This is a genomic window from Pseudomonas danubii (genome assembly GCF_042980055.1).
Lineage (GTDB): Bacteria > Pseudomonadota > Gammaproteobacteria > Pseudomonadales > Pseudomonadaceae > Aquipseudomonas > Aquipseudomonas danubii.
The window spans coordinates 2,777,979-2,794,351 of the sequence record NZ_CP116502.1; the positions used below are offsets into that span (position 1 = coordinate 2,777,979).

General features: G+C 62.2%; 17 protein-coding genes and 1 tRNA gene. 5 read left to right on the forward strand and 13 right to left on the reverse strand.

Translation table 11 applies throughout. From position 1 onward, the window contains the following. Positions 1-22 precede the first annotated feature (22 nt). Positions 23-559, forward strand: coding sequence for a GNAT family N-acetyltransferase (locus tag PFZ56_RS12890; RefSeq protein WP_170002672.1), 537 nt, complete (start codon positions 23-25; stop codon positions 557-559). A gap of 66 nt (positions 560-625) precedes the next feature. Here the strand turns inward: PFZ56_RS12890 and PFZ56_RS12895 are convergent, their stop codons facing one another. Both PFZ56_RS12895 and PFZ56_RS12900 read right to left on the reverse strand, forming a co-directional pair. Next, positions 626-1,000 carry a hypothetical protein gene (locus PFZ56_RS12895; protein ID WP_110595061.1) on the reverse strand — a complete coding sequence of 125 codons (375 nt, stop codon included), beginning with the start codon at positions 998-1,000 and terminating at the stop codon, positions 626-628. Between the two features lie 225 nt (positions 1,001-1,225). Further along, complete coding sequence (locus tag PFZ56_RS12900; protein ID WP_102878703.1) at positions 1,226-1,513, reverse strand: hypothetical protein; 288 nt, start codon at positions 1,511-1,513, stop codon at positions 1,226-1,228. A 559-nt stretch (positions 1,514-2,072) separates the two neighbouring features. Here PFZ56_RS12900 and PFZ56_RS12905 point away from each other — a divergent pair. Continuing rightward, a complete protein-coding gene (locus tag PFZ56_RS12905) occupies positions 2,073-3,848 on the forward strand; it encodes a sensor domain-containing phosphodiesterase (protein ID WP_170002674.1) in 1,776 nt (591 codons plus the stop codon). A gap of 45 nt (positions 3,849-3,893) precedes the next feature. Here the strand turns inward: PFZ56_RS12905 and PFZ56_RS12910 are convergent, their stop codons facing one another. After that, a complete protein-coding gene (locus PFZ56_RS12910) occupies positions 3,894-4,622 on the reverse strand; it encodes a class I SAM-dependent methyltransferase (protein ID WP_170002676.1) in 729 nt (242 codons plus the stop codon). 261 nt (positions 4,623-4,883) lie between these two features. Between PFZ56_RS12910 and PFZ56_RS12915 the strand changes: the two genes are divergently transcribed. Next, positions 4,884-5,309, forward strand: coding sequence for an SMI1/KNR4 family protein (locus PFZ56_RS12915; protein WP_258010234.1), 426 nt, complete (start codon positions 4,884-4,886; stop codon positions 5,307-5,309). A 164-nt stretch (positions 5,310-5,473) separates the two neighbouring features. Here PFZ56_RS12915 and PFZ56_RS12920 read toward each other — a convergent pair. The 5 genes from PFZ56_RS12920 to PFZ56_RS12940 all read right to left on the reverse strand — a co-directional run bounded on the left by PFZ56_RS12920 (position 5,474) and on the right by PFZ56_RS12940 (position 9,338). Beyond that, positions 5,474-5,547 (reverse strand) — tRNA-Gly (locus PFZ56_RS12920). 156 nt (positions 5,548-5,703) lie between these two features. After that, a complete protein-coding gene (locus PFZ56_RS12925) occupies positions 5,704-6,588 on the reverse strand; it encodes an alpha/beta fold hydrolase (RefSeq protein ID WP_102861581.1) in 885 nt (294 codons plus the stop codon). Positions 6,589-6,913: 325 nt separating this feature from the next. After that, positions 6,914-7,606 carry a 16S rRNA pseudouridine(516) synthase gene (locus PFZ56_RS12930; RefSeq protein ID WP_102861582.1) on the reverse strand — a complete coding sequence of 231 codons (693 nt, stop codon included), beginning with the start codon at positions 7,604-7,606 and terminating at the stop codon, positions 6,914-6,916. A 33-nt stretch (positions 7,607-7,639) separates the two neighbouring features. Next, positions 7,640-7,858: a cysteine-rich CWC family protein gene (locus tag PFZ56_RS12935; RefSeq protein ID WP_170002678.1), complete on the reverse strand. Its 219-nt coding sequence runs from the start codon at positions 7,856-7,858 to the stop codon at positions 7,640-7,642. Then, entirely contained in the window at positions 7,851-9,338 is a 1,488-nt protein-coding gene (locus PFZ56_RS12940) for a sensor domain-containing diguanylate cyclase (protein WP_110595064.1), read from the reverse strand. The genes PFZ56_RS12935 and PFZ56_RS12940 overlap by 8 nt, the downstream gene beginning before the upstream one ends. Positions 9,339-9,640: 302 nt before the next feature. Here PFZ56_RS12940 and PFZ56_RS12945 point away from each other — a divergent pair, with 302 nt between their 5' ends. Then, positions 9,641-10,084 carry a hypothetical protein gene (locus PFZ56_RS12945; protein ID WP_102878709.1) on the forward strand — a complete coding sequence of 148 codons (444 nt, stop codon included), beginning with the start codon at positions 9,641-9,643 and terminating at the stop codon, positions 10,082-10,084. 49 nt (positions 10,085-10,133) lie between these two features. On the opposite strand, the gene PFZ56_RS12950 is transcribed toward PFZ56_RS12945, so the two are convergent. After that, the gene (locus PFZ56_RS12950) at positions 10,134-11,246 is read right to left on the reverse strand and encodes an enoyl-CoA hydratase/isomerase family protein (protein WP_115581788.1); all 1,113 of its coding nucleotides are present in this window, start codon (positions 11,244-11,246) and stop codon (positions 10,134-10,136) included. 133 nt (positions 11,247-11,379) lie between these two features. On the opposite strand from PFZ56_RS12950, the gene ung reads away from it, so the two are divergent. Continuing rightward, on the forward strand, positions 11,380-12,072 hold the full coding sequence (gene ung, locus PFZ56_RS12955) for a uracil-DNA glycosylase (RefSeq protein ID WP_110595065.1): 693 nt from the start codon (positions 11,380-11,382) through the stop codon (positions 12,070-12,072). A 147-nt stretch (positions 12,073-12,219) separates the two neighbouring features. On the opposite strand, the gene PFZ56_RS12960 is transcribed toward ung, so the two are convergent. From PFZ56_RS12960 to PFZ56_RS12975, 4 genes are read right to left on the reverse strand one after another with little or no spacing between them, the layout of a single operon-like run. After that, positions 12,220-13,251, reverse strand: coding sequence for an AbrB family transcriptional regulator (locus PFZ56_RS12960; RefSeq protein ID WP_170004612.1), 1,032 nt, complete (start codon positions 13,249-13,251; stop codon positions 12,220-12,222). Next, on the reverse strand, positions 13,244-14,758 hold the full coding sequence (locus tag PFZ56_RS12965) for a tripartite tricarboxylate transporter permease (protein WP_102861589.1): 1,515 nt from the start codon (positions 14,756-14,758) through the stop codon (positions 13,244-13,246). The genes PFZ56_RS12960 and PFZ56_RS12965 overlap by 8 nt, the downstream gene beginning before the upstream one ends. Before the next feature lies 1 nt (position 14,759). Beyond that, positions 14,760-15,218, reverse strand: a complete 459-nt coding sequence (locus tag PFZ56_RS12970; protein ID WP_110595067.1) for a tripartite tricarboxylate transporter TctB family protein — start codon at positions 15,216-15,218, stop codon at positions 14,760-14,762. A 58-nt stretch (positions 15,219-15,276) separates the two neighbouring features. Further along, the gene (locus PFZ56_RS12975; protein WP_102878712.1) at positions 15,277-16,263 is read right to left on the reverse strand and encodes a tripartite tricarboxylate transporter substrate binding protein; all 987 of its coding nucleotides are present in this window, start codon (positions 16,261-16,263) and stop codon (positions 15,277-15,279) included. Positions 16,264-16,373 lie beyond the last annotated feature (110 nt).

Below are 16,373 nucleotides of genomic sequence, written 5' to 3' on the forward strand. Positions count from 1 at the left end.
CCATCAACCCAGGAGATCACGGATGAATCTGCACTTCGAAACCCCCAACTTGATATTGCGCCCACGCACGCTCGAACACTTCGAGGCCTGCTTGCGCATGGACCTGGACCCTGAAGTCACGCGCTTCACTCCGGGAATCTGGGACGGTGGGCAATGGCACCGGGATTTCTTGCAGTCGCGCATGACCCAGGACTTTGGTGAGCGATGCGGTTATTGGGCGATCTTCGCCAAGGAGGCCCCGGACGATTTACTGGGCTGGGTCTCGTTCATTCCTTTCGACGCCGTGGGCCCGGAACTGGAGATGGGCTGGCGTCTGGTGCGGCGGGCCTGGGGCCGGGGGGTGGCCTCTGAGGCCGCCAGGCGCATTGTTGAGCACGCCTTTGCCGACCCGGAGGTCGAGCGGATTGTCGCTGATGCTCACATCGACAATGGCGCCTCGTTGGCGGTGGCTCGCAAGCTGGGTTTTCGTTTCACTCACGACGGCGAATTCGAAGGCCTGCCAAGCCGGTTTTTCGAAATGACCCGTGAGGATTTTCATCAGCAGACAGCGACCGCTTGAAGGGCTGCTGGCTCTGGGGAGACGGGGCGCCGTTGCGTGGCGCCCCGCAATGAAGACCGTTGCCGGTCAAAGGTGACGGCTGACCCACCACAACACCAGGAAGGCGATGACCGCGGCCAGGGCTGACAGCTGGAACAGATTGATCAGCCATTTCAGGCCCAGGGGGAAGTTCTTGTAGTCCCGTACATCCATGCCGCCATTGCGCAGAAAGAGGTGGGGCATGGCGAACATCCCGCCGATGCACACCAGCATGCACAGACGGCTGAGAGGGTCTTTGCCCAGCAGTGGCATGCGAATGGCGATGACCCGGCAGCGGGCCAGGTACTTGACCATGTCATCGATCTTGAAATAGCCCAGGTAGACCTGGATCACCAGGGACACCAGACCGGACATGACCACCAGAATCCAACCCGCGGTATAAATATCTTTGGCGTTGCACATATCTATTCAGTGACCTCCTCAAGCTTCACGACCAGGCGTTCAGCGTCGCACTCCTCCAATGAGCCCTGGCACGCAGGGCAGCCGACCACCATAGCACCCCTGGACCAAGGACGGGCGCAGGGCTCCCCTGGGGCAGGAGAGTTGTAGCGACCCTAGCCGGGGGCTGGCCCGGTTGCCATGAGACGAGTACCAAAGACCCGGGGTTGGCGTGCTGGAGGGGAGGGCTCAGAGCTTGGCGCAACGTTCCACGTCGGCCTGGGTGGTGACCTGGGTATCGATGCCCAAACGGTACTTGCAGTAGTCGATGATCATCTGCCGGTGCTCGGGAGTGAGCTTTTCCACGCGCCGGTAGTCGCCGTCATTGGCGTGGATATTGAAGAACTCCAGGCGCAGCGTCGGGGACTGCTTGATAAACCAGCGGGTGTGGGTCTCGGCTTCTTCCAGCTCGGTGTAGTAGCCGACGTTGAGCACCACCAGCAGGCCGAGGAATAGCAGGAATACGAGTTTTTTCATGGTACGGCTCCATCCATGGGCAGGGCGGCGCATGGTTCCGGCTTTGCTCATGCTTGGCAAGGGACTGTCATGAATTGTCACGCTTGCCGCCGGCAGGTTCAGCCAGCAGACAGTCGCAGGCTGTTAAAAGATTCGGACGCCCGGCAGGAGCAGGGTCGTGACAAGGGGGCAAGAAGGTCGGGACTCTGGAACTGGCCTGATGATGCAATAGCAAAGAAAGCGATCTGCGGATCGCTTTTTTTGTCTTCGCAAGGTACGCACCTGCCGATCTGCCAGGGTTTGCAGAGAGGGGTTCGAGCAGGACGCAATGGCCGGCAAGGTCTCTTTGTCATGGGGCGCGAGCGCTCTGGAACGGTCTTTTCAAGGTCGCGATGTATTGTTCCGGGCAATACCGTTCGTCCGACGGATGGAATTGGCAAGCACTAGTCACTGCGTCATGCTGTCGATGGATGTCGTAATGCCACCATTTTGGGCTCAACCCGTTTCCAGGTGGTGTTTTCCCCCTGCGCTGCTGAGATAGGTTTTCTGATGAGTGTGTTGATCCTGCCTGAGGCGCGGTATGCCCGATAAGGCGTTGGTCGAGGAGCAGCGCCTGGCTGCTCTGTATGCCCTGGAACTGCTGGACACGGCCCGTTGTGAGCGTTTTGATCGTATTTGTCGCCTGGCGGCGCAGTACTTCAAGGTACCCACGGCCCTGATCACCCTGGTGGATCGGGATCGCCAGTGGTTCATGTCGCGGGTGGGTTTCGTCGCCGAGCAGACCCCCATCGATCAATCGTTCTGTGCCTACACCATCAAGTCCGGCGATGTGTTTGAAGTGGAAAACGCCCGCCGGGATGTGCGCTTTCATGCCAATCCCCTGGTCACCGAAGATCCATGCATCGGCTTTTATGCCGGCGCGCCGCTGATCACATCCACCGGCCACGCCATCGGCAGTTTGTGCGTCATCGATAAACAGCCCCAGCGCTTGAATGCCGTCGAGCGCCAGCAACTGCGGGACCTGGCGTGCCTGGTGATGGAGCAGATCGAGCACCGTCAGCGCCAGACCCGTCGCGATCCGGTCAGCAGCCTGCCCAATCGGGAGCAATTCCAGAGCGATCTGTACGACCTGGCGGAACAGCATCCTGGTGAAAAGCGCGTGCTGGTGCTGGTGGATGCGGTGGACATGACCGTGGCTCACGAGCTGACCCTGGCCATGGGCATGGCTCCGTTTGAAATCATCGTGCGCTTCCTGGCCCAGCAACTGCTCACCTACCTGGGGCGGCATGTCCGGGTGTATCACGTCTCGGTCAAGCGTTTTGGCTTTCTGCTACCGGCAGCGCCGGGCATCGAACGTTTTCTCGAAGGGCTGGTTCGGCGTTTGCGGCGCCAGCCGCCGGGCCTTGAGCTGCCGATGATTCCCGGGGTATGTGCGGGCACCGTGGAGTTCTCCACGGACCGCGACGCGGTGCCGGACGTGCTGCGCAAAGCCATGTTCGCCCTGGAGCTGGCGACCTTGAAGCGCAGCACCTGGGCGCCCTATGACGTGGTGCGGGACCAGGCCTATCGACGTGCCTTCAATCTGGCGTCGGACATCAGCGAAGCCCTCGACAGCGGACAGATCTACCTGATGTTCCAGCCGCGCTTCGCCCTGCCCGATGGTGCCCAGGTCAGCGCAGAGGCACTGATCCGCTGGGATCACCCTTGGCTGGGACCGATTTCCCCGGCGGAATTCATTCCGGTCATGGAGCGCAACGCCTTGATCCACCGGGTGACCCATTGGGTGATCAACGCGGTGCTGGACAGGCTGCACAGTTGGAGTTCCAGCGATGTACAGCGCCTGTCGATCAACCTGTCCCCCCAGGATTTCGAGGACCAGGACATTGCCGATGTCCTCAGGGAGGCCTGCCAGCGTCACCGCATCGATCCCCGGCGCCTGGAGGTGGAGATCACTGAAGGTGCCTGGCTGCGCTCCAACCCCAAGGTGCTGGATCAGTTGAGCAAGATACGCGGCCTGGGCATGGACGTGGCCATCGATGATTTCGGTACCGGCTACAGCAACTTCGCCTACCTGCATCAGATTCCCGCCAATGTGGTGAAGCTCGACAAATCCATGGTCACGGACCTTGAGAGCAGCGCCCAGCACCAGAAGATCACCCGTTCGGTCATTGCCCTGGCCAGGGAGCTGGGCTATCGCACCGTGGCCGAGGGCATCGAGAGTTTCAAATGCCTGCAGATGCTACGAGCCTTTGGCTGCGACGAAGCCCAGGGCTATTTCCTGGCCCGGCCCATGGCCCAGGAAAAATTCCTCGCTCACAGCGGGGCCCGGCGTTTTCCGTTGCAGCAGGGCGTCTAGCATGCAGGACAAGCCTGCCGAGGTGGCCGCGCAACGGCGGCCGCCTCAGCGCTGTGCGGCCACCAGCAACATCATCGGTCGCTCGCGCTCTTCTTCCAGAGCCGGTTGCTCCAGCACTTGCTGGGCGCTCGGTCCCCACTCCTCGACATGGCGAATGCTGAACCCTGTGTCGATCAGGGTGTTGAGCAGAGTGCCCAGGGTCCGGTGCTGCTTGATCACGCCCTCCGCCAGCCAATGGGTCACCCGTTCGCCTTCTTGCTGGTAGCTGTCCAGCGGCCAGGATTTGCGGCGCTGGTCATCCACCTGCCAACCCGGGTTGCGCGGGGCCATGAAGATCGGGTGCTCGATGGAGAACACCAGGCGTGCCCCGGGTACCAGGGCGGCATGGACCTGGGTGAACAGCCCGCGCAAGTCCTTGATGTAGTGCAGGGCCAGGGAGCTGTAGGCCAGGTCGAAGCTGCAGGCGGGCAGGCTCAGGTGTTCCAGATCGGCCCGCTGATAATCGATGTTGGGCGCCGAGGTGCTGGCGCGGGCGGTCGCCAGCATCTTTTGCGAAACGTCCAGGCCCAGTACCTGTCGGGCCCCCTGTTCGCTGGCCCAGCGGCTGAACCAGCCATAACCGCAGCCCAGGTCCACCACCTTGAGACCGTTCATGGTGGGCAGCAGAGCTTGCAGGGCTGGCCATTCCGGTGCCGCATCGAGGCCGCCGAGGGAGCGGCCCATCTGGCTGTAGCCCTGGAAAAAGGTCGGATCGTCGTAAATATTCTGGGTCATGCAGCGTTTCCTTGAGGTTCGTGTGCAGCCGTGATGTCGGGCGGATGATGCAAAAGACGCGGCTGAGGTTTTTCCTCTGACCCGGTCACGGCGATTTTCACTCAGTGTGGGTTATGCATTATCGTGCGCCACGCCTCAAACGATCAGCGTCGTCATCGACACCAAGCCAACCGATAGCGCTGGGTGATCGTCTGTAAGGGCCAACCGAATCCCCCGAACCTGGGTCTGTACCCTAAGCGAGGCACCTTGGGCAAAGCGCGAGTGATAGGCACGACAATAGAGGCCATTCATGCTGCCGAGACGGCATTGGGGCGAACCTTGCCCAGGTCATTCGTGGACTGGCTGCTGGAGCACAACGGCAAGGCGCTGGGGGGGCTGGAAGTGTTTCCTGTCTTTGATGCGCGTGATCCCCGCAAGACCTGGGAGTCGATAGTCCGCCATTTCGAGCAAGGCTGGCGGGCTTGGCAAGACACTTTCTCCGGCATCGAGCTCGACTGCTCCAGCCTGTTGCCGTTCGCTCAATTTGGGACGGGCGACTATTACTGCTTCGATTACGCGGTACTGGGCGACGCCGGTGAGCCGGTCGTGGTGCTGTGGTCCCATGAGACGGGCCGAACCTGCGTCGTTGCGGATGGCTATGCCGCTTTTTTGGCCAATCCCGATCAGTTGTGCCACGCACCCGGCTGATAGGCCGTTGGCACAGGTCAATGCTGAAACAGCGGCGCTCCAATGATCTGCACGAGGCTTGGGCTTGGTTCGCTAGGTTTGCTGCTGAGAGGAGAGGAAATCGTTTGAATCAACGACTTGAGAAGCTTCTACAGATATCTGCGGGAGCCCGCAGATTGGGGAAGTGGAGCGGGTGAAGGGAATCGAACCCTCGTTATCAGCTTGGGAAGCTGGAGTAATGCCATTATACGACACCCGCTCGAACGGCTGACTTTGTACCAGAAGTGGCCGGGGATTTGAAGTTTTTCTTTATCTGACTTGTGCTTGCGTGTCGGTTGAGGTCGCCACAGGTGCCTCACCCGCCAGGAAAAACAGGGTTTTTCAAGGCGGGGTGACGGCCTGTGGCGACGGGGTTTCAGATGGCCCGTGCATGCTGATCATGAACATAGTGTGGACGCGAGCGGTTGTCGTACTGGGCTGGCTTGAGGAAGCCCAGGAGTGCCTGGCGACTGTCGCGGCAGGCGGCCTTGTGTTCCATGTCGAGAAAATGCCCGGTGGCCTGGATGGTGCTGAAGCTTGCGTGCTGTACATGGTCGGCGAACAGCTTGGCGTCGTTGGCTGAGGTGTACTCGTCCCACTCACCGTTGAGAAACAGTACCGGCACCTGGATGTTCTTCGCCGCCCGCAAGTAGCACTGGCGATCACCGTTGAGCACATGGCTGATGTGGAAGTGCATCTGCCCGTACTCATGCTCCGCCAGGCTGCTGACATGGCGATAGTTGAAGCGCTTGAACAGCGATGGCAGGTGTTTGCCGATGGTGTCGTTGACCAGGTGGCCGACGCGATGGCGGTCGAGGCTGCCGAGGTAGTCGACACCGCGCTCCAGGTAGTCGCGCATGGGTTCGTTGAGCACCGGAGAGAACGAGCTGATCACCGCCTTCTCGATGCGTCGAGGACGTTGGGACAAGGCCTGCAAAGCCGCGGCGCCGCCCCACGAGAACGACAGCACATGCTCGGCGGCGAAGTGCTCGATCAACTCCAGCAGGATCTGCCCTTCCACTTCCTTGGTGAGCATCCGTTCGTGCTTGTTGTGGGCCTTGGACCGGCCCGCGTAGGGCTGGTCGTAGAGCACCACGTTGAACTGCGGGTACAGATTCTTCACGGTCTGGGCAAAGGACGCAGTGGTGGCCATCGAGCCGTTGACCAGAATGATGGTCTTGTCTGCGGCATCTGCGCGATAGAACTCCGTGTAAACCCGATACTGACCCTGTATATCCAGCACAGCGATTTCTGGCCTCATGTCATAAGACTCCTGGCAAGCGGGTATGCGCGCAACGTTGAGTGTGCACGGGCAATGTGACAGGTAGGCATACGCCTGGAATCGGAGCCCATGTCGATCCGGTAATGCAGGTCGACGGGTATTGTTATAGGCGGGCGATTTACCGGGTTGAATGCAGAGCAGGCAGGGCTCAGGCCGGCAAAAGGTTTCTTAGATGTCTGTTGGTGACTCATCGGTCACATTTCGGCCGACGGACTGATTCAAGCAGGGCAACCGGGAACCTGCAAGTGCGTTGGGCAAATTGTTCGACAGCTTCTGCCCAGCGGTCATTCAGTGGGACGCGGCGTCAGATCAGGCGGATTTCGTCTGCGCTGAGGGGGCGGTATTGGCCTGGGGCAAGGCATTCATCCAGTACCAGTGGTCCCATGCGTTCGCGGTGCAGGCGCACCACCTTGTTGTTGAAGTGGCCGAACATCCGTTTGACCTGGTGATAGCGCCCCTCGACGATGCTCAGCCTGGCGCTATGGGGGCCGAGGATCTGCAATTGCGCAGGCAGGGTGGTGAGGTCCTCGAAGGCGAAATACAGACCCTGGGCGAAGGTCTCGATGTACTCGGGGCCAATCTCCTGCTCGGTTTCCACGTAGTAGAGCTTGGGTAGCTTGGTCTGCGGCTGGGTCAAGCGTCGCGACCAGCTGCCGTCGTTGGTGATCAGCATCAGCCCGGTGGTGTTGTAATCCAGGCGCCCGGCGATGTGCAGGTCCTGGGGATCCGGCTCGTGGATCAGTTCCAGCACGGTCCTGTGCTCCGGGTCGCGGGTGGCGCTGACACAGCCCATGGGCTTGTGCAGCATGAAATAACGCGCCGGCTTGCCGACCTGGAGCACTTCCTCATCCAGTTCCACGCGACTGAACTCACGGACCTCGGCCTTGGGGTCGCTTACCGGCTGCCCGTCGATGCGGATGCGGCGTTGCACCAGCAGCAGGCGCACCTGCTGACGGTTGAAGCGGGGCAGGTTGCTGAGGAAACGGTCAATGCGCATGGTGATCGGCGTTTGGGGGCAAGGTGAGGAGGTTCAGGAGCGCGGCAAGGTGCCGGCGCGCAACTGCGCCTCGACCCCGGCACAACGGGGGCACAGGCAGGAGCGGTCGCGCAGCTCTGGCGGCAAGGCTTCGATGATTGCCGGGTCGATGCTCACGCTGTAGCACCAGCAGGCTTGGTCCGCAGTACGCGGGTCGGCCAGGGTGCAGTCGTTGCGGGCACCGCAGGCCGGGCAAAGGTCAGGTTCATTCATGGCTGGAGTGGGGCATTTCCACACAGGTTCGATTGCGTCCGCTCTGCTTGGCGCGGTACATCGCATGGTCGGCACGGGACAGCAGGCTGTGCAGGGTGTCTGCCGATTGCAGAGCGGTCAAGCCGATACTGACGGTCAGTTGCAGAGGCTGCCCTTCATAGTAGTAGCGCTGTTGTTCGGTCTGCTGGCGGATCTTCTCGGCAATGACCAGGGCGGCGCTGCTCTGGGTGTCCTTGAGCAGGACAATGAACTCCTCGCCGCCCCAGCGGCAGACGATGTCGGACTGGCGCAGGCAGTCCTGCAGGTCACGGGCAAAACCGCTGAGCACCAGGTCCCCGGCCAGATGGCCGTAGGTGTCGTTGAGGCGCTTGAAGTGATCCAGGTCCAGCAGCAGGGCGCACAGTGGCGTCATGTCCCGCCGCGCTTCCTGCAGAGCCTGGGCTGCCAGCAGATCGAAGCCGCGGCGATTGGGCAGGCGGGTGAGGCTGTCGAGGGTGGCCTGGGCCTCGATCTTGCGCCGGTAGCGACGCACCACGCCGCTGAGCAGGATCAGCACGATGCTGGTGACCACCAGGCAGATCAGCAGGTTCAGGTACAGCGACTGACGGATGCTGTTGAGGGCGCCGTCTTCGCGCTTGTCGACGAACAGGTACCAGTTCAGTTCGGGAATGAATCGCACATTGAGAAAATGCCCCTGGCCCTGGGTCGAGTATTCATAGCTGCCGCTGTGGGGCTTGGGCAGTTGGGTCATCAGCTCCTTGAGGCTGTCCAGGTCATGCAGGGACTGGCCGCTGCGGGCGCCCTGGGGCCCACCGTCGGCGCCGGTGAGGACGATGCGGCCGAAGGTGTCGACGAAGTACACACTGCGCTGGTAGCGCTGCTGGTACTTGTCGATCAGCTTGATCACCGCGTCCACCGTCAAGCCCACTCCGGCCGCACCGATGAAGCGCTCCTGATAGTCGTAGACCTTGTAGTTGATGAAGAAGGTCAGTTTGTCCTGGTTGGCCAGGTCCGGGTCGACGTTGATTTCATAGGGCGTGGCCATATCGCGTACGCGAAAGTACCAGGCGTCCCGGGGCTCATCGACCTTGACCTGCTTCAGCACGCCCTTGGCCTGGTAGTAGGTGAGGCTGGTGTTGGAGACGAAGAACGCGGTGTAGGCGCCATAGTGGGTCATGACCTCGTTGAGGTAACGGGTCATCTGGGTAGGGTCGCGTTCGCCGGCCACCACCCAGTCACGCATGAAGGTGTCGCGGGCCATCATCGAGGAGATCAGGACCGGCCGTACCAGGTCCTTCTGGATTTCCGAGTACACGGTGTCGGAGGTCAGGGGCAGCTCGGTGTTGACGATGTTGTCGCGGATCGAGTCCCGGGAGGCGTAGTAGCTGAGCAGGGAAGTGGCGAGGAAGCCGCTGCCCAGCAAGGTGATCAGGACCAGTACCAGCGAACGCTGCGAATACAAGGGAGAACGAAGCGGCATGGCAATTCCGTGATAGTGGCCCGATGACGCATTCTAGTGGCACAGCGCGGAAATAACTCGTTCATCAGCGCACTGAGTTGTCTCGGAATCGACACGCGGCATGGTGTTTTTCCGGCGCCGGAAATGCGGCCCTGAGTCGTCCTGACAGGGCGGTTACCGGCGGTCGAAGGACTTGTATCAACGTGTTGCCAAAATCGCACCAGAAGGGGTTTTCGCGGTCAGATATTTCGTCAGTCGGCCTGTTGTCGACTGCCGCCTGCCAGCGTCGCTGGTGTGGCTTCTTCGCGGTCCAGGAGGCCGCCATGTATCGTCGACTTCTGCTTGTTGCATTACTGGGTTTGAGTCTTAGCGCGTGCGTCCCTTATTACGGTGGAGGTTCAAGCTATTACAGCTCCGAAGTCTACAGTTCTCCCACGCCGGCCTATTACTACGGTGGTGGTTCTTCCTATTACTCCACTGGCCGCAGTTACTACGCACCGCGTTACTACCAGCCGGCACCCCGTTATTACCAGTCGGCTCCGCGTTACTACCAACCGGCTCCGCGCTACTACCAGCCACCCCGAGCGGTGTACCGGCCGTATCCGAACCAGGGCTGGGGCGGGCACGATCGCCACAGCAACTGGGGCAACAACAATTGGGGCAACAATGGTGGCCATCGGGAATGGGGCGGTCACGGCGGACGTGGTGATCGTGGCCGAGGCGATCGTGACCGGGGCGACCATGGGCGAGGCGGTCGCGGCCATTGATCCCGAGTGGGCCAAAAGCCTGTAGCCGCTGTCGGCGGCTGCAGGCTTTTTAGTAATCCGTCAGGTCCGCCAGGGGATGACGTCCTTCCCAGGCCTTGTGGAAATGCGCTTGCACCACCGCCTCGGGCACGCTGTTGATATCCGACCAATGCCAATGGGGCTGATGATCCTTGTCGATCAGGCGGGCGCGCACCCCTTCGGCGAATTCCGGGTGCCGGCAGCAGTTCAGGCTCAGGGTGTATTCCATCTGGAATACCTCGGCCAGGGACAGGTAGCGAGCACGGTGGATCTGCTCCCATACCAGGTGCGCGGTCAGCGGGCAGCCCTCGACCAGCGTCTTGGCCGCTCGGCTGTAGAGGGCATCGCTGTGGTTCTGCAACTGGCTGATGGCACGCCAGGCACAGGCCACGTCACTGACGTCCAGCCAGGTGTCGATCTGCTGCCGACGCGGCAGCCATTGGGCTTCGGGCAGTTGAGCCGAGGCTTCCTGCTGCAAGGCCTTGAGCAAGCTGTTGAGTTGCCTTGGCGTCTGTTCCTGCCAGTTCAACTGCAACAGCCCCTCGATCAGTGCTTCCTGTTGTTCGTCCAGCAGGAAGCGGTCGGCGAGGTTCAGGTCCAGGGCATCGCGGCCATTCATGTGGGCGCCGGTCAACCCCAGGAACAAGCCGAGCTTGCCGGGCATCCGCGAGAGGAACCAGCTGGCGCCGACGTCGGGATACAGGCCGATGCTGATTTCCGGCATTGCCAGGCGACTGCTGGGGGTGACGATACGAATCCCGGCACCTTGCAGCAGACCCATGCCACCGCCCAGCACATAACCGTGGCCCCAGCAGATCAAGGGTTTGGGATAGGTGTGCAAGCGATAGTCGAGACGGTATTCCGCGGCAAAGAAATGCCCGGCCAAGGCCGGTACTTCGCCGGGGTGATCGAGGCAAGCCTGGGCCAGGCTGCGTACCTCGCCGCCGGCACAGAAGGCCTTGGCGCCGTTACCCCGCAGCAGCACACAGACCACTTGCGGGTCCTTGGCCCAAGCATCGAGACGCTCGCTCAACTGCTGGATCATGGGCAGCGACAGGGCATTCAGGGATTTTTCCGCGTCCAGGGTGGCAATGGCGATGCGTGCGCCATCGGTGCCGGTGAGTTCTTCGACGTGCAGGTTCATCGTGACCTCGAGGGGAAATAGAAGCGCTCAGTATGATCGCTGGTAGGGAAAGTGCAGGTTCCGTGTCAGATCAATTGACAAGCGAAGTCGGCTTTCCTAGGGTGCGGCCATTGTTTTTTTCACGGGCATGGCCATGACTGCTGACGATCGTATCAAACTCGAACCGAGCTGGAAGGAGGCGCTGCGTGCCGAATTCGAGCAGCCCTACATGAGCGAACTTCGCGAATTCCTGCGCCAGGAACATGCCGCCGGCAAGGAAATCTATCCGCCGGGTCCGATGATCTTCAATGCCTTGAACTCAACGCCGCTGGACAAGGTCAAGGTGGTGATCCTCGGCCAGGACCCGTACCACGGACCGGGCCAGGCCCATGGCTTGTGCTTCTCGGTACAGCCCGGAGTGCCAGCGCCGCCCTCGCTGGTGAACATCTATAAAGAGCTCAAGCGTGACCTCAACATCGACATTCCCAACCACGGCTACCTGCAAAGCTGGGCCGACCAGGGCGTGCTGATGCTCAACACCACCATGACCGTGGAGCGGGCCAACGCGGCATCCCATGCAGGCAAGGGCTGGCAGTTCTTTACCGATCGGATCATCGAAGTGGTCAGCGAGCACCAGTCGCACCTGGTGTTCCTGTTGTGGGGTGCCCACGCCCAGAGCAAGCAGAAACTGATCGACGCCACCAAGCATCTGGTACTGACCTCGGTGCATCCTTCACCGCTGTCGGCCTACCGCGGCTTCCTCGGTTGCGGGCATTTCAGCCGCACCAACAAATACCTTGAGCAGAATGGCGAGACGCCCATCGAGTGGCGCCTGCCGCCGTTGTAACTATTGCTCGATGGGGGCTGCTTGGTGGCAAAACCACCTGCGACTTGAACCAAGGCATATCTGTAGCCGCTGCCGCAGGCTGCGAACGGTCCGTAGGGACGCGGCGGTGGAAGGTCCTGTTGACCTTGTCGCCGCCCGCGGCAGCGGCTATAGGGGGCCTTTGTTCCAGTGGCGGAACAGGGGCTCGGCGAGAAACAGCACGAACAACAACCTCATCACCTGCATCGCGGTCACCAGTGGCACCGACAGTTGCAGGGTCTCGGCCGTCAGGCTCATTTCCGCGATACCGCCGGGCATCATGCCCAATGTCAGCGAACGTAGATCCAAGTGGGTCAACACACTCAGGCCCAGGGCCGCAAGGCCGGCGATCAGCATGCTCAGGGCGGTGCCGATCAAGGTCCGCCCCATGAACGAGGGCGCTCGGCGGAAGAACTGCCGATTGAAGTGACAGCCCAGGCCGCTGCCGATCAGCCATTGGCCCACCTGACTGCCGCCCTCTGGCAGACCGATGTGCAGGTCCCAGGCGATGCTCACCGTAGCGCTGAGCAGCAAGGGGCCGAACAGCCAGGGGTTGGGTTGGTGCAGACGCTGCCAGACCCAGGCCAGCAGCGCGCCCGCGGGAAACAGCAGGGCCAGCCACTGCCAGTCCACGCTGGTGGCATGCAGGGCGGGGGTGCCTTCCCCCAGCAGATATTTGAAGGCCGCCGGAACACAGAGCACCACGGCCAGCACCCGCAGGCTCTGCCCAGCCGCCACGCGGCTGAGCACCGCGCCATTGCGCGCGCCGAGATTGACCATCTCCCCGGAGCCGCCGGGCATGCTGGAGAAAAACGCGGTGGCCCGGTCTTCTCCGGTGCGCCGCAGCAACCACACCCCGACCACGCTGGACAGGCTGGTGACCAGGGCGCCGAAGAAGATCAGGCCAAAGTGGCTCATGACCTGTTCCATCACCTGCGGCGTGAAGTGCAGGCCAATGCCGATGCCGACCACCCATTGCCCGCATTTGCGGCCGCCGGGGATTTCCGCCAATTGCCAGGGCGTCAGGCAGCGCACCAGGATGATCGCCAGCAACGAGCCGACCATCCAGGGCAATGGCCAGCCGATCTGGCTGGCGAGATAACCGCCAGCCAGGCCCACCAGGGGCGTGCCCCACCATTGTCTGAAGCGGGCTTCAGACATCGGCCACGGCACGTTGCTGGGCCGAGCGCTTGCGCCAGATGCGCAGCAGCGGCATGAACAGCATGAGGAGGGTCAACACCCAGACCCCGACCGTGATCGGGCTCGACCAGAGGATCTCCATCGCGCCATTGGAGATCGACAGCGCCCGGCGCAGGTTCTGCTCCATCAAGCCGCCGAGGATGAAGCCCAGCAGCACCGGCGACAACGGGAAGTCCAGCTTGCGCAGGATGTAGCCGAAGATGCCGATGCCCACCATCAGGAACAGGTCGAAGGTGGTGGCGTGCACTGCGTAGACGCCAATCCCGGTAATGATCGCGATCACCGGCACCAGGGCCCAGTTCGGCACGGCGAGGATGCGGGTGAAGAGGCGGATCATCGGGATGTTGAGGATCACCAGCATGATGTTGGCGACGAACAGCGAGGCGATCAGGCCCCAGACAATGTCCGGCTGCTGCTGAAACAGCAGTGGGCCGGGCGTGATGTTGTACAGCGACAGGGCGCCGATCATCACCGCCGTGGTGCCGGAGCCGGGAACGCCGAGGGTCAGCATCGGCACGAGGGCGCCGCAGGCCGAGGCGCCGATGGCGGTTTCCGGGGCGGCCAGGCCGCGCTTGTCGCCTTCGCCGAAGGTGCCGCTGGCGCCGGCGATGCGTTTCTCGGTCATGTAGGCCACGGCGCTGGCCAGGGTCGCGCCGGCACCGGGCAGTACGCCCATGATGAAGCCCAGCAGGCCACAGCGGATGTTCACCACGAACACCGAGGCCGCTTCCTTGAAGTTGAACATCATGCGTCCGGTGGCTTTCACCGCTTCCTGGCCGCGATGGGTCTTCTCCAGCAGCAACAGAATCTCGCTGATGGAGAACAGGCCCAGCACCAGCACCACGAACTGGATGCCGTCGGTGAGGTGAATGTTGTCCCCGGTGAAGCGGTACACACCGCTGTTGGCGTCAATGCCCACCGCCGATAGGAACAGGCCGATCAGCGCCGCAATGAAGGTCTTCAGCGGCCGATCGCCGGCCATGCCGCCCAGGCAGACGATGGCGAACACCATCAGTACGAAGTATTCCGCCGGGCCGAAGGCGATCGCCCACTTGGCCAGCAGCGGGGCGAACAGCACCATGCCGCAGGTGGCGATGAAGGCGCCGATGAACGAACTCCAGGCCGAGAGTGACAGGGCCACGCCCGCCAGGCCTTTGCGGGCCATGGGGTAACCGTCCAGGGTGGTCATCACGGTGGAGGCTTCGCCCGGAATGTTCAGCAGGATCGAACTGATGCGGCCGCCGTATTCGCAACCCAGGTACACCGCCGCCAACAGGATCAGCGCCGATTCCGGTGGCAGGCCCAGGGCGAAGGCAATGGGGATCAACAGCGCCACGCCATTGATCGGGCCCAGGCCCGGGAGCAGGCCGACCACGGTGCCGATCAGGGTGCCGGACAGGGCGGTGACCAGGTTGTAAGGGGTCAGCGCAACGCCGAAGCCCTGGCCCAGATAACTGAGGGTATCCATATCAATTCTCCAGAACGTCGAGCAGGCCGAGGGGCAGTGGTACGTCCATGACCCGGTCGAACAACCAGTAGAGGCCGACACTGAGCAGGCTGATGATCACCAGGCTAGGCAGCCAGCGGCCGCCGTAGAGCCGTGCCATGGGTACGCCGATGAGCACGCTGGCGACGATGAAGCCCAGGGGTTCGAAGGTTCCGGCGAACACCAGCAGCAAGGTCACGCAGATCGTGATCTTGGTCAGGGTTTGCCGGTCCAGGGGCGGTTCATCTTCGCTGTGCTTGATGGGTGTCGGGCGAAACAGCATGTACAGCAGGGCCAGCCCCATCAGACCGAGCATCAGCAAAGGGAAGGCCCGCGGGCCCACGGGTTCATAGGAAAAGGCCGCCTGATACGGCCAGGCCATCAGTGCCAGGCCGGCACAGGCCAGCAGCAACACCGCAGCGAAGAGACGTTGAACGAGCATGGCTAACTCCTGGGCGCGGCCCTCGATGCGCGAGGGTCGCGCCTTCAGCAAGGGACGGTCACTGGATCAGGCCGAACTCTTTGGCCAGGGTCTTGTAGTCGGCCACCTGTTTCTTCACATAGGTGTCCAACTCGGGGCCGGTCAGGGCGAAGGGGAACAGCTCGCGCTGGTCACGCAGCTTGGCGAACTCTTCGGAGGCCAGGAGCTGGTCGAAGGCGTTTTTCCACCAGGCGTATTCCTCGTCGGTGACTTTCGGCCCGAGGTAGAAACCGCGTACCACCGGCCAGACGATGTCGTAGCCCTGCTCCTTGGCGGTGGGGATGTCTTTCATTTCCGGCTCGTCCAGACGCTGTTCGGAGAACACCGCCAGCAGGCGCATGTCGCCGGCCTGGATATGGGGCATGGAGTCGGAGATGTCGGTGCTGCCCACCTGGATGTGTCCGCCCAGTAGGGCGGTGGCGATTTCACCGCCGCCTTCCAGGGCGACGTAGCGCAGGTCCCGGGGGTTGATCCCGGCGGCCTTGGCGATCAGCGCGGTCTGCATCCAGTCCTGGCTGCCCACGGTGCCGCCGGAACCTATCACCACTTTGCTTGGATCTTTCTTAAGAGCCTGGACCAGATCGTCGAGGGTCTTGTAGGGCGAGTCGCTTTTCACCGCGATAGCGCCGTAGCTGGTGCCGACCGCTGCCAGCCAGCGCACCGCGCTTTCATCGAAACGGCCGAACTTGCCCTGGGCCAGGTTCAGCAGCGAGCCGCTGGACCAGGCCACCAGGGTTCCGGCGTCGGCGGGACGCTGGGCCACCACGGCGTTGTAGGCCACGGCACCGACACCGCCAGGCATGTAGGTGACGCGCATCGGCTTGGTGAGGAGTTTTTCGTTGACCAGGGCGCTTTGCACCAGCTTGCAGGTCAGGTCGAAACCGCCGCCGGGGGAGGCCGGGGCGATGCATTCCGGGCGCTTGGGCTCGGCGGTCGCGGCCAGCAGTTGGCCGGCGAACAGCATGCAGCCGGCGGCGAGGGCTAGTTTGCGCAGTGAAAGGTCCATGAACGTCTCCACAGGAGTTGTTGTTATCGGTATGTCCGGGTCATCCCCGACCCTTTTTCCGCAGGAGCCGGCTTGCCGGCGAAGGGGGCCTTGGTTTAGTACAGGGCTTG